The organism is Sphingorhabdus sp., from assembly GCF_044239665.1.
In the GTDB taxonomy this organism is placed as follows: Bacteria; Pseudomonadota; Alphaproteobacteria; order Sphingomonadales; family Sphingomonadaceae; genus Sphingorhabdus_B.
The window spans coordinates 1-13,937 of record NZ_JBIIBA010000007.1; the positions used below are offsets into that span (position 1 = coordinate 1).

Consider the following 13,937-nt stretch of genomic DNA (forward strand, 5'->3'; position numbering starts at 1 on the left):
GAAAGCTTCAACGTTCTGGTCAAGGAAATGCGTTCATTGGGTCTCAATGTAGAGCTGAAAGCGCATGATTTGATCGAAGGTGACGAGGGCTTTGCCGAAGCAGCGGAATAAAGCAGAGATGGGCGGATTTCGGTCCGCCTCCTGCCCCCGCCTTTAGGTTTTCATGGGCACATGCCCAATGAGGAAAAGAATATGAACGAACTGAGCAAATTCAACAATCCCGTCGCCAAGGTCGAAACCTTTGACCAAATCCAGATCGGGATCGCATCGCCGGAGAAAATCCGCAGCTGGTCTTTTGGCGAAATCAAAAAGCCGGAAACCATCAATTACCGGACGTTCAAGCCAGAGCGTGACGGCCTGTTCTGCGCACGGATCTTTGGTCCGGTAAAGGATTATGAGTGCTTGTGCGGCAAGTATAAGCGCATGAAATATAAGGGCGTCGTCTGCGAGAAATGCGGCGTTGAAGTTACCGTCACCAAGGTGCGCCGTGAGCGTATGGGCCATATCGAATTGGCTGCGCCGGTTGCGCATATCTGGTTCCTGAAATCGCTGCCTTCGCGCATTGGCTTGTTGCTCGACATGCAGTTGAAGCAGCTTGAGCGCGTATTATACTTCGAAAACTATATCGTGACGGAACCTGGCCTGACCGCGCTGGAGAAGTTCCAGTTGCTGAGCGAAGACGAATTGCTCGACGCGCAGGACGAATATGGCGAAGATGCTTTCACCGCCAGCATTGGTGCCGAAGCCGTTAAGACCATGTTGATGGACCTCGACCTTGAACAAGAGCGCACAGATTTGCTCGACGAGTTGGCGGTCACCAAGTCCGAACTCAAGCCAAAGAAGATCATCAAGCGTTTGAAGGTCGTCGAAAGCTTCATCGATTCCGGCAACAAGCCAGAGTGGATGATCTTGGACGTCATTCCGGTCATTCCACCAGAGTTGCGCCCGCTGGTACCGCTCGATGGTGGCCGCTTTGCAACCTCCGATCTGAACGATCTCTATCGCCGCGTCATCAACCGTAACAACCGTTTGAAGCGCCTGATCGAGCTTCGCGCGCCGGACATCATCGTCCGGAACGAAAAGCGTATGTTGCAAGAAGCTGTCGACGCCTTGTTCGACAATGGCCGTCGCGGTCGCACGATTACGGGTGCCAACAAGCGTCCGTTGAAGTCGCTCTCCGACATGCTCAAGGGCAAGCAGGGCCGTTTCCGCCAGAATCTTTTGGGCAAGCGCGTCGATTATTCGGGTCGTTCAGTCATTGTGACTGGTCCTGAACTGAAATTGCACCAATGCGGCCTGCCAAAGAAGATGGCGCTCGAACTGTTCAAGCCGTTCATTTACTCACGTCTGGATGCCAAGGGTCTTTCGATGACCCTGAAGCAAGCCAAGAAGTGGGTGGAAAAGGAGCGTAAGGAAGTTTGGGACATCCTCGATGAGGTTATCCGCGAACATCCCGTATTGCTCAACCGCGCACCAACGCTGCACCGTTTGGGCATTCAGGCGTTCGAACCTGTCCTGATTGAAGGCAAGGCTATTCAGCTTCACCCGCTCGTTTGTTCGGCATTTAACGCTGACTTTGACGGTGACCAGATGGCCGTCCACGTTCCATTGAGCCTTGAGGCGCAATTGGAAGCACGCGTCTTGATGATGTCGACAAACAACATCCTGTCGCCAGCCAATGGTAAACCAATCATCGTTCCTTCGCAGGACATGGTCTTGGGTCTCTATTATCTTTCAATGGATCGTCGCGGCGAACCCGGCGAAGGTATGATGCTGTCCGATATGGCCGAAGTGCATCAGGCGCTTGAAGTGGGTGCGGTCACGCTCCACTCCAAGATCATCGCCCGCGTGCCACAGACGGGTGAAGACGGCGTAGAGCGCATGGTTCGCTTTGACACCACACCCGGCCGTATGTTGCTCGCTGAAACGCTGCCAAAGAGCCACCGCGTGCCTTTCGAAACGGTTAACCGCCTTCTCACCAAGAAGGAAATCGGCGACGTTATCGATCAGGTCTACCGCCACACCGGTCAGAAAGACACGGTATTGTTCGCAGACGCCATCATGTCGCTTGGCTTCAAATATGCGTTCAAGGCCGGTATTTCGTTCGGTAAGGACGATATGATCATTCCGGAAGAAAAGACGGAAATGGTTGCAGAAACCAAGGCAATTGTTGCCGATTTCGAGCAGCAATATCAGGACGGTCTGATCACGCAGCAAGAAAAATACAACAAGGTGATCGACGCCTGGTCCACGTGCGGTGACAAGGTCGCCAGCGCCATGATGGATAAGCTGAAGGCTTCACCAATGGACGAGCATGGCCGCGAATTGCCTGTCAACTCGGTCTATATGATGAGCCACTCCGGTGCGCGTGGTTCGCCAGCGCAGATGAAGCAGCTTGCCGGTATGCGTGGATTGATGGCCAAGCCTTCGGGCGAAATCATTGAAACGCCAATCATCTCGAACTTTAAGGAAGGTCTGACCGTTCTCGAGTATTTCAACTCGACCCACGGTGCCCGTAAGGGTCTGGCCGATACAGCATTGAAGACGGCTAACTCAGGTTATCTGACACGCCGACTGGTGGACGTATCGCAAGATTGCACCATCGTTGAAGTCGATTGCGGTACAGAGCGTGCTTTGGAAATGCGTTCGATCGTTCAGGGTGGTTCGACTATCGCCTCGCTGGGTGAACGTGTCCTTGGCCGTACTACGGCAGAGGACATCATCGGCCTTGATGGCAAAGTGTTGATCCCATCGGGAACCTTGCTCGACGAGCCAATGGTTGTGGCGATGGAAGAAACCGGCATTCAAGCCCTTAAGATCCGCTCGCCATTGGTGTGCGAATCCAAGGTCGGCGTTTGCGGCACATGCTATGGCCGCGACCTTGCACGCGGTACGCCCGTGAACATCGGTGAAGCGGTCGGCGTCATTGCTGCCCAGTCCATTGGTGAGCCTGGTACCCAGTTGACCATGCGTACGTTCCACATTGGTGGTGCAGCGCAGCTGAACGAGCAGTCCAACCTTGATGCTACGGCATCGGGTAAGGTCATGTATCGCGACCTGCCAAGCATCGTCGATAAGCGGAAGAAGCGTTTGGCAATGGCGCGTAACGGTGAATTGATCATCGTTGACAAGGATGGCCGTGAGATGGAAATCCACCGTCTGCCTTATGGTGCGACTTTGGCATTCCCGGATGGCGCCGACGTCAATGTGGGTGACCGTCTGGCCGAATGGGATCCATTCACCATGCCAATCATCACCGAAAAATCAGGTATTATCAAATATCAGGATTTGATCGACGGCAAGACGCTAACCGAACAGACCGACGAAGCAACGGGTATTGCCCAGCGCGTCGTTATCGAAGATCGTGCCGGTAGCCGTACCAAGAAGGAAGACCTTCGTCCGCGCATTACCTTGTTGGATGACGATAGCGGCGAAGCTGCACGTTATCTGCTTGGCGTTGGCACGATGCTGTCGGTCGAAGACGGTGCCACGGTGCAGGCGGGCGATGTCATCGCACGTGTGACCCGCGAATCCGCCAAGACCCGCGACATCACCGGTGGTCTGCCACGCGTTGCCGAATTGTTCGAAGCGCGCATTCCAAAGGACAATGCGATCATCGCCAAAATCTCGGGCCGCGTTGAGTTCGTCCGTGACTATAAAGCGAAGCGTAAGATTGCGATTGTGCCGGAAGAAGGCGATCGGATTGAGTATCTCATCCAGAAGTCCAAGGTACTTGACGTTCAAGAAGGCGATTTCGTTCGTAAGGGCGATAACCTGATTGCTGGTTCGCCGAACCCGCATGATATTCTTGAAGTCATGGGCATTGAAGCACTGGCTGAATATCTGGTTGCCGAAATTCAGGAAGTGTATCGTCTGCAGGGCGTGAAGATCAACGATAAGCACATCGAAACGATCGTTCGTCAGATGCTGCAAAAGGTTGAGATCACCTTCGGTGGCGACACGACTTTGCTTCCTGGCGAACAGGTCGACCGCGAAGAAATGGACGCGATCAACGCAAAGCTGACCAAGGGCCAAGCACCAGCAACGGGTAACCCTGTATTGCTCGGCATCACCAAGGCTTCGTTGCAGACACGCTCGTTCATCTCGGCAGCATCCTTCCAAGAAACCACACGCGTCCTTACACAGGCCGCTGTGGAAGGTAAGAAGGACATTCTGACCGGTCTGAAGGAAAACGTCATCGTGGGTCGTCTGATCCCTGCGGGAACTGGTTCTGCCATGAACCGTATGCGGATTGCGGCGACAAGCCGCGACGTTGCGCTTCGCGCCAGCTACAAGAAGCTGCAGGAAAGCCTGATTGCGCCAGAGACAGCGGCTGAAGAGCATGCTGCCGAATTGGCTCAGGGTCCTGAAGCCGCGATCGGCGACGATGTGTTGGCAAAGGTCATTTCAGATGACCTGACCACCACCGACGCCGCTATCGACGATGTCGTTGATACGAGCGAAGAAGAATAAACTTCGCTTATAAGGCAAACAAAAACCCGCCGGATGCATTTCCGGCGGGTTTTTTGTTGGTCCGCTTTGCCTCAAACAATAAGGGGGTAAAGACCTAGAATTTACCCGACAACGATAGTTGCAACAACGGGTCTAAGCTGTTTTTACGGTTTACAATCTGCCCAAGGCTGCCCGATGCCCGTGTTCCTGCATAAATGAAGCGGTCACGTCGAAACCCTGCCGTATCGGTCACTTGAAAGCGGATTGTTCCCAATTTAAACTTGCTATATTCTATAAAAATCGTGGTCCGATTATCCTCTTTCTGTCGACGCTTTTCATTGAAAAAATAAGCAAAATTAGCGTCCTGAATGCCGAACGATGTGCCAAAGACGAGCCCTAAATCGGCCATGTCATAGCGAATGTCCCATTGCTGATGCCACAATGGCCGGTGTGATACGCGTCGGTTAAAACCCGTTACGGGGTCTGTGACGCGGCTGCCATGATAATGGCTAACATGGCGAACTTCGACACCGGTAAAGCCGATAGGCTTAGTTAGCCAATCCAGAGGCAGCGTGATTTCTAACTCGCCATTCCACTTTGTGCTTTTGCCAATATTACCAGTGCCATCAAATTGGGCCGTAATATTGCCGCCCGCGTCGCGAACAGTAATCGGCACCAGATCCTGCGTATCGCTGACCAGCTGATAGTCGCCACGAAACTGGACACTGCCACGGTCCAGGAACTTATGCCGGATCAGCGCGGATAATGTCGTGGTCTTCTCTGGTACCAGATCGGCATTACCCGCATCCACCTGATTGCCGACGGTCACGTCCACCGATGTTGCGAATTCGTTGAAGTCTAATTGCGCCACTTGACGTTCGGCACGCAGTTCTAGCGTGGTCTGCGGGTTGATGGTCCAAGTGGCGATTGCGCGGGGCTTGATAAAAAAGAAGCTGCGCTTGGCGGTGCTGTCACCGGATAGCGTTAGCTTGGAAAATTCGGCGATCGCCCCAGCTTCAATCTTCCACGCTGGCCCAACCGTCCATACATCGCTGACAAAAGGTTCAAACCGCGTTTCTTCGACCAACACATTTGATGCTGGGAAATTCGTAACGGCGCCTGCTACCGAGTTAGTCACACTAAACTGCGCATCTAAGCGATTATAAGCGATCTCAGCGCCGAATTGGACAGCGTGCCTGCTAAGTCCAGCCCAATCATTTTGCATGCGCACAACGGCTTCCATGGGCTCGTTTCGGCTTCGTGTCTCAAACAGCGACACTGGCTGCGCAATACGGGCTGTCTCAATACTACTGAATCTGCTTTGTTCCCCGGTGCGGTATAGTCCAACAATCTTGGTATTGGTTTTCGGTAACGCAGAAAATTCAATGTCGCCGCCCAATTCGTAACTCAGGTCGCCAATCGGCCCCTCGCGCCTCAAAAATTCTTCGCCCGTGCGGATCTGCGCTGCATTGGAATATTCGGCCTTGCGAATGTCAAACTTGTCGTCCCAGCGCACTTGTCCATTGATGTTGAGTTTTGCTCCCCCTAATCTGGTTTTAATGGCGCCCCCGAGTGCAGCTTCGTCATTGCCGCCTTTCCCAGCATAGGATCGCCGCTCCACAAGTGCTCCGGATGCAGTCTTAAAGTCCTCCGGACCAAAACCATAAAACCGTTCCGAAGAAGACGAAAAGTTTAATTCATAGCTTGTGTCGCCACGGCGCATCGTCGCCGATGTATGGAGTGATGGCTGGAACCCATAACGCGTTCCCGCCACGATGGTGGCTTCATAGGTTCCGTTGACCTTTGTGGTGCGCTTGCGGACAACATTGATCACTTGACCCTGCCCTTGCGTTTCGCTGTCTGCACCCGCTTGCTCCGAAAGCGATATGAAGGCCACTTGGCTTGCGGGTATTCGGGAGAGGATGGTCATGATGTCATCCGATTTGGTTGATGGGCGATCACCGTCAACCAAGACATTGCCGGCATTTTCACCGAAACCTCGGCGGCCTTCACCGCGATCAATTGAAAAGCCGGGAATGCGTTTCACCATATCGAGCGCAGTCACGGGCGCATAAGCTGCAAAAAATTCAGGGTCGAATTTCCGGCCGCCCGTTGGTGTTACGGACATGTCAGCGTTGGCGTTGGCGTCGGCGTTGGCGTTATCGACATGGGCATGTGCAACGCTGGGCATAACCAGCATAGCCGCTGCTGTGGTCAGCAACGCCCACCGAATTTTCAAACCAAACATTAAAAAACCTCCCGCAAGCCCCACGACATTCCCGACCATCATCGTATGAACATGGGGTAGCAGTGCGGGATGCTGTTGCGCCAGCCGCCTTCGACCAACGGGCTATTGGGTCGACAAGCCGCAAAACGTACGCCGCTTCGGCCCTATGTCGATGTTTCTAATACGTTAGCGGAAAGATGGCGTTGTTACCCGCCGCTCCGCTCATCCTCAATCTGGTCACGAATGTCTCTTGCTTTTTTGCAAGCATCTCTGTCGCCATCAGCGCAGCGTTCTTGGACTTTTTTCAGCTGCCTGGACAGTTTACCAACATTTTCTTCACGCTTACGCATGTCACGTCCACGTTTTTCATCGGACTCAGACTGGCTGGTAGTGAGTATATCGGTGGTTTTAGATACGATCTTCACTGGCGCTGTGACAACGTTTGAGACCATGGACGCGACGCATCCTTGCAACAAAATCATGGGCGCAATCGCCAACACCAACCTTACATTCCGTCCCACAATATATCCTCTCAGAAACCAATTATTTAAGCAAATTCAATGTAATAGTGCGTATTTGCTCTGCCATATCTGGGCGCTGCAGCGCTAAGGCTAAATTTGCCTCAATATATCCGACTTTTGACCCGCAATCATAACGATTGCCGTTAAATGTCAGGGCATTAAAGGGTTGCTGACCAATCAACTGTGCCATGGCGTCGGTAAGCTGTATTTCACCGCCAGCGCCTTTTTCCTGCCCTTCAAGTATGCGCATAACCTCCGGCTGAAGGATGTAACGCCCAGACATGATCAAGTTCGAAGGCGCATCCTCAACCTTCGGCTTTTCAACTAAGCCCAATACTTCGGTCACCGCGCCAGTCGCCGCGCCCGGTGCAATCACACCATAGCTGGAAACAGAATTACGCGGCACTTCAAGCACGCTGATAACGTTCCCGCCAATCTGGTGATACGCATCGACCATCTGCTTCATACATCCCGGCGATCCGTGCATAAACTCGTCGGGCAGGAAGATCGCAAAAGGCTCATCCCCAATGATATCACGCGCGCACCAAATGGCGTGGCCAAGGCCCAAGGGCTCTTGCTGCCGAACATAGACACAATTGCCGGGGCTCAGCCGCGTGCTCTCCAAAACCGACACATCTTTACCGCGTGCGGTCATGGTGTGCTCAAGTTCAAACGCGATGTCGAAATGATCCTCAATGACGCTTTTGCCGCGACCCGTGACAAAAATCATCTGCTCTATACCGGCCTCGCGGGCTTCATCCACCGCATATTGAATGAGCGGGCTGTCGACAATCGGCAGCATTTCTTTGGGAATGGCTTTTGTCGCGGGCAGGAACCGTGTTCCCAATCCAGCAACGGGAAAGATAGCTTTTCGAACAGGTTTATGTGTCATCATATCTGATTAACGCACGCAACAACAAAGTCTATGCAGAGTTGGCAATCCGTGCGGCAAATCCCTTTTTCAACTTTGCCAATTTTGGCGGAATAACCGCGAGGCAATATGGGTTACGCTGCCCTTCGCCGCCCCAATATTCTTGGTGATAATCTTCGGCTGGATACCAAGTGGCGAGAGCTTCAATTGTCGTTACAATGGGTGCCGGCCAATCGGCTGCGGCCTTTTTTATACCCGCTTCGGCCTCTGCGCGCTGTTCGTCGGACAATGGAAAAATTGCCGAACGATATTGGGTGCCAATGTCATTACCCTGCCGATTAAGCTGGGTCGGATCATGCGTTGCAAAGAATATTTCAAGCAAATCGGCATAGCTTATGACATCTGCATCAAATGCGATGCGAATGGCTTCGGCATGCCCCGTATTTCCGCCGCACACATCTTTGTAAGTGGGATCAGCCGTATGGCCACCAATATAACCGCTCACGACGCTGCTAACGCCGTTCAATTGGCCAAAGACCGCTTCGGTGCACCAGAAACAACCTCCGGCAAAAATAGCTTCTTCTTGTGGCATGGACCTATCCTTGAACTTGGACGGGATCTACGGTCTTTGCTGCATCCCCGCGCACCACCAGCAGATACATCGCCGGCGTAACAATACGTGATAGCAAAGTTGAGGAAATCAACCCCCCGATTAACACGATTGCCAACGGCGAATACAGGCTGCCGCCAAATAAAGCGAGCGGCATGAGGCCGCCAATAGCTGTCACAGACGTCAGCAGTACCGGAAGAAAACGTACTTCGCCGGCCTTTTCAATCGCTTCACGCAAGCCGTATCCACGTTGTCGCAACTGCGTGGTGAAGTCGACCAATAATATGGAGTTTTTAATCTCGATTCCGACCAAAGCAATAAATCCAATGATCGCGAGGAAGGACAGGTTGTTGCCAGTCAAAACTAAAGCGATAAGCCCGCCGAAGGTACCCAAAGGAATAACACCGGCGACGACCAACGCCTCTTTAAACCGGCCAAATTCAGCGACTAATATCGCAAAAATGCTGAACAATGCGACCATCACGACAGGACCAAAGCCAGCGAATGTATCGTTGATTTTTTCCGCTTCACCGCCAACGGCGATGGAGTAGCCAAGCTTGAGCGGAATCTGATCCATCTTTTTCTGCGCGTCAGCATTGACTTTGGAGACAACGACGCCTTCGTTGATCTGGGCCGTAACGCCAACATAACGTTGCAGATTGTATCGATAAATCGCCGCGGGCGTTGATTCCAGCGTCGGGTTTGAAATCTCCGCCAATTGCACAGCCTGTCCGCTACGGTTCGAAACATAAATCGATTCCAAGGCAGAAACCGGCTGTGTCCCTGCAAGCGGCAAGCGAACCACAACCGGATAGCTATCCCCTTCCGCGTCGCGATAAGTGCCTGCCCGCTCGCCGCTGAGCGCAAGCCTTATGGCCCGCCGCGCCGCGCCAGCAGGTATATCCAGCAACGCCGCTTTGGAATCGTCAACGCGTATGTCCAAATCGACCTTATCAAATGCAACAGGGTTGTTAATGTCGCGGGTACCGGGCGTTTCGCGCAAGACTTGCTCCATTTGCCCCGCGAGGCGTTTTAGCTCGTCCTGATCCGGACCATAGACTCGGAATTCGACAGGTGCGTTGATGGGCGCGCCATTTTGAAACAACACCAGCTTGATCCGCGCGCCCGATATCTGGTCCAATTGCTTGCGCAACCTGCCCACCATCGCCTGCGATTTTGCCCCTTGCCAATTATCCATGATGGCGAGGACTTCTCCATGGGTCGGGTTTTCGCCCCGCTGAAAAACATTGTAAAAAACGGGCGGATTGTAACTGCCGACATTTTCAGCCCGCACTTTGATCGCAGGTTCGGTTTTTAGTATCGCGGACACTTGCCGTACGATGCGACCCGTTTCGGCAACGCTCGCGCCCTGCTCCGCTTCTATTGTGACTCGGAAATAGGATGTGTCCGCGTTTGGAAAAAGGCTGAAGCCAAGCAATGGCACCAAAAGAAATGCGGCGCAGGTGCCAATCAACGCGCCCCATACAGAGCGGCGCGGCCGGTCTAGCGCCCAATGGAGCATTGGGTGGTAGAAACGGTCAATTTTGCGCATCAGCCATTGCAAGAGCGGGCTGCCTTCCTCCGGCTCATCGCCTTTGAGAATTCGGCTCGCCAAAAATGGTATGATCGTGAGCGAAACAATCATCGATGCCGTAATTGTTGCAACGATGGTGGCGATGAAGCTCTGGGTAAATTTGCCCGCACCTTCGGGCAAGAAGAACAAGGGCAAAAAGGCAAAGACCAACACGCCGGTTGACCCCAAAACCGCCATCGTAATCTCTTTGGTGCCGTCAATGGCCGCTTCGCTGCGGCTTTTCCCCATGCGTAGGTGTCGGGCGATATTTTCAACCACAACAATCGAGTCATCGACTAACAATCCCAATGTCAGGATGAAGCCTGCGACAACCAATTGACTAAGGTTAAAACCATAAGCCGATATCGCCAGCAATCCCGATGCAATCGACAGCGGGATCGATATCATCACGATGACCGACGCCCGCCAGCCCAAGGGCAACAAAGTGATCAGCACCAGAAACAAGGCAATTGCAAAGTCGCGCGCGAGCTCGTTTAGGCGCTTTCGAATATCCCTGCTTTGGTCAAACTGGATGACGGCCTTTATATCGGGCGGCAACAATGCCTGTTGTCTTGCAAGCTCTTCGACCAACCTATTGCGTAACTTCGTGGCATCGGTGCCCTGTTTTTGATTGGCCGTAATGAAGACGGCGCGCTGGCCATTATGGCTGACTTTCACACGCTGTTCTGCGGCGCTCATGTTCACGTCGGCGACATCACCGACACGGATTATCGACCCGTCATTTGTCCGGATTGGAAGATTACGAATTTTTTCGAGGTCGCGAAACGCGCCGCCTGTTTCCACATTGAACCTGCGTGCGCCGCTAATGACTGCGCCAGCGGGCACATCCGCACCGCCAACGCGGATTGCATCGACCACAACGCTGGCGGGCAAACGCAGTTCGGCAAGCCTACCTGAATTCATCGCCACGCTTATTTCCGGTTGGGGCAGGCCGTAAATTTCAGCTTGCCGAACCTCTTTATACCGCCCCAAAGCATCGCTGATATCGCGGGCATATTTCTCCATCCGATACCAGCTTGCACTATCGCTCAGCAGCGCAATTTGCAGAATCGACGCATTGGTTGTGCGGATTTTTTCGAATTGCAGCGCCTGCATATCCGACGGAAGTTGGTTCCGGATGGCCGTGACTTCACGCACGGCATCGTTAAAATATTGGTCCGGATCGCCCGCCCAGTCAAACTCTGCCCGAATGACGGCATTACCGTCGCTGCTGGAAGATACGACGCTTTGGACGTCCTCAAGCCCCTGAACCAATTCTTCAATCGGCTTGGTAATGGTTTGCTCAATCTCCGCCGCATCGGCCCCGGGCTGCGATGCCACAATTGACACGATAGGCATCGAAAAATGCGGGTCAACCGCGCGGGGAACTTGCTGAAATGCGGAAAAGCCCAACGCGCTGAGCAGCGTGAACAGCACCAGTGTCAGCTGCCATCTACGAATTGCGAACTCCGCGATATGCATGAACTAGCGCAGTCCCTTAACCACACGCACGGCAGACCCAGTGCGCAGTTTTTCCTTACCAGATGTCACGATCCTGTCGCCTGGCCGTATCCCGCCGGACACATTAACAAAATCATCAGCGACGCGTTGTATCAGGACATTGCGCGTTTCAACGCGGTTCTTGGCATCCACCACATAAACCAAGCCTTCGCCCGTGCGGACACCGAACAAGGCGCTTGCTGGAATTTGCAACTGTGCACCAATATCCGACGCTGGCAGCTTTATGGTTGCTGTCCCTATCTGCCCCGACCGCAATGTTGGCCGATTGGGCAGCCGAAATTGGACGGAAAACGCGCCTGTGGCCGCGTTCGCGCGACCGTCAATTTCCGATATCGTCGCCGTCAGCGGTGAATCACCTGTGGATTCAATGGAGATATCCGCCGCCATGCCAACACGCAGGTTCGACGCATCACGATCAATGATGGGAACGCGGAAGACAAAGCCGTCATCAGCCTCGCCTAACATTAATGCGGGCGTTCCGGCGGCTATGACTTGTCCGGCCTGTACATTGCGCATCAGCACAACGCCGCTGGATGGCGCATAAAGCCGCGCCGTATTGCTAGCAAATCCTGTCTGCCGCACGCGCGCCTCTGCGCTCTTTAACATTGCTTCAGTCGCCTCAAACCGCGCTTTGGTTATCCAACCATCGGCGTAAAGCGCGCGGACGCGATCAAACTCTGCCCGAACGCGATCACGCTCTGCCGTCGCAACGCTCATGTCGGCGCCTACATTTGTCGTATCGAGCGCAGCCAGTAACGCGCCGCGCTCTACAAAATCGCCTTCTTCAAAACGAACAATTGCGACCTTGCCTGCGGTTGTAAAACCCAAAGGCGTTTCGCGGCGATAACGGACCGTGCCGACGGCGTTGATCTCTCGCTCTGCGCTCTGATTTCCGACGGTGAATATCTCAACGGGAAAGGCGGTCTTGGACGCAACTTTGCTTTCGCTCGCGCTGTCGCCGCAGCCAGCAAGTGAAATCAGCAACAATAGCCCCGTCGAAAATTTTGAAGATACTGGCAAATGGCCCTCCTCTAAGCCGCCTCACCACATCTGATAGACAAATATTCTTTAGGATGAAATAGCGTTTTAATATGCAACTTATTTTTTAGATTGCCGAAATTTAACAAGGAAAATGGCAGAGAATGATTTGCGGCAACGGTCCACAGACTCAAGGCAATTTCATCATCGGACGGCGGCCCGTGATAACCTGTCGTTAATCGCTATGCCTATGCCCTCATGCGGGATCGGCGCGACCGCGATAGCAGCAGCCGAACTTTCATCCGCATTGTGCAGCGCCTCAAACAAATTCGCGGCGGCCTGTGCCAAATCGCCAGCGACGGATAGGTTTTCGTCGCCTGCAACTGCGCCAAAACCAATGAGATATTCATCACGCACAGGCGCCGTGACGTTCAAGCGGACAGGTTTTGACGGCGCATAATGACTAGCCATTTGGCCAGGCGCCTCAATCGAGTTCATGGGCACAGACAAAGGCGGATATCCAAGCGTCTGTTCAATTTCCATGGCGCTGACTGGCCCTGGTCTTAACAGCTGCCAACCATCATCGCGCACGGCAACGATCGTTGATTCCAACCCTGCCGAACATGGACCCCCGTCCAAAATCATCGGCACAGCCCCGCCAAGCCCTTTTAAGACATGATCCGCCCGTGTCGGGCTGATCGCGCCGCTTCGGTTTGCAGAGGGCGCAGCGAGGCTTAAATCGCTTTTTAGGAGCAATGCCTGCATCACGGGATGTGCGGGGCAGCGAATGGCGATAGTAAGCAGCCCTGCGGTTACCGCGCGGGCGACGGGGGCATCGGGTTGCAAAGGCACAACCAGCGTCAGCGGCCCCGGCCAGAAAGCCTCTGTTAGTGCCTGCGCAGTAGCGTTAAACACACCAAGCTTTTCTGCGGCTTTCCGATCACGGACATGCACGATAAGGGGATTAAAATCGGGACGCCCCTTTGCCGCATAAATATGCGCCACCGCCTCTGCATTTTGCGCGTCTGCCGCAAGGCCATACACCGTCTCAGTGGGAATCGCTACAATCTGTCCGGCACGAAGAAGCTGCGCCGCAGCCGTAATTGCAGCGTCGTCAGCGGGTACAACCCAGCCATTCCCCAAGGTATTTGAGCCAAACATCATAAACGGCTATAGGCGGATGC

The 13,937-nt window shown here is 53.7% G+C and carries 8 protein-coding genes; 1 reads left to right on the forward strand and 7 read right to left on the reverse strand.

Features of this window, described 5'->3' with window-relative positions:
- Positions 1-192 precede the first annotated feature (192 nt).
- Positions 193-4,473, forward strand: a complete 4,281-nt coding sequence (gene rpoC / locus ACILP3_RS03395; RefSeq protein WP_395615267.1) for a DNA-directed RNA polymerase subunit beta' — start codon at positions 193-195, stop codon at positions 4,471-4,473.
- A 94-nt stretch (positions 4,474-4,567) separates the two neighbouring features.
- Here rpoC and ACILP3_RS03400 read toward each other — a convergent pair whose 3' ends face one another.
- From ACILP3_RS03400 to ACILP3_RS03430, 7 genes are all read right to left on the reverse strand, one after another.
- Positions 4,568-6,700 carry a hypothetical protein gene (locus tag ACILP3_RS03400; protein WP_395615268.1) on the reverse strand — a complete coding sequence of 711 codons (2,133 nt, stop codon included), beginning with the start codon at positions 6,698-6,700 and terminating at the stop codon, positions 4,568-4,570.
- Positions 6,701-6,885: 185 nt separating this feature from the next.
- Complete coding sequence (locus tag ACILP3_RS03405) at positions 6,886-7,161, reverse strand: hypothetical protein (protein WP_395615269.1); 276 nt, start codon at positions 7,159-7,161, stop codon at positions 6,886-6,888.
- A gap of 61 nt (positions 7,162-7,222) precedes the next feature.
- On the reverse strand, positions 7,223-8,092 hold the full coding sequence (galU, locus tag ACILP3_RS03410; RefSeq protein ID WP_395615339.1) for a UTP--glucose-1-phosphate uridylyltransferase GalU: 870 nt from the start codon (positions 8,090-8,092) through the stop codon (positions 7,223-7,225).
- Positions 8,093-8,123: 31 nt separating this feature from the next.
- Positions 8,124-8,663: a peptide-methionine (S)-S-oxide reductase MsrA gene (msrA, locus tag ACILP3_RS03415; RefSeq protein WP_395615270.1), complete on the reverse strand. Its 540-nt coding sequence runs from the start codon at positions 8,661-8,663 to the stop codon at positions 8,124-8,126.
- A gap of 4 nt (positions 8,664-8,667) precedes the next feature.
- Positions 8,668-11,736 carry an efflux RND transporter permease subunit gene (locus ACILP3_RS03420; protein WP_395615271.1) on the reverse strand — a complete coding sequence of 1,023 codons (3,069 nt, stop codon included), beginning with the start codon at positions 11,734-11,736 and terminating at the stop codon, positions 8,668-8,670.
- Positions 11,737-11,739: 3 nt separating this feature from the next.
- Entirely contained in the window at positions 11,740-12,795 is a 1,056-nt protein-coding gene (locus ACILP3_RS03425) for an efflux RND transporter periplasmic adaptor subunit (protein ID WP_395615272.1), read from the reverse strand.
- Between the two features lie 162 nt (positions 12,796-12,957).
- Positions 12,958-13,917, reverse strand: coding sequence for an L-threonylcarbamoyladenylate synthase (locus ACILP3_RS03430; protein WP_395615273.1), 960 nt, complete (start codon positions 13,915-13,917; stop codon positions 12,958-12,960).
- Between the last annotated feature and the right edge of the window lie 20 nt (positions 13,918-13,937).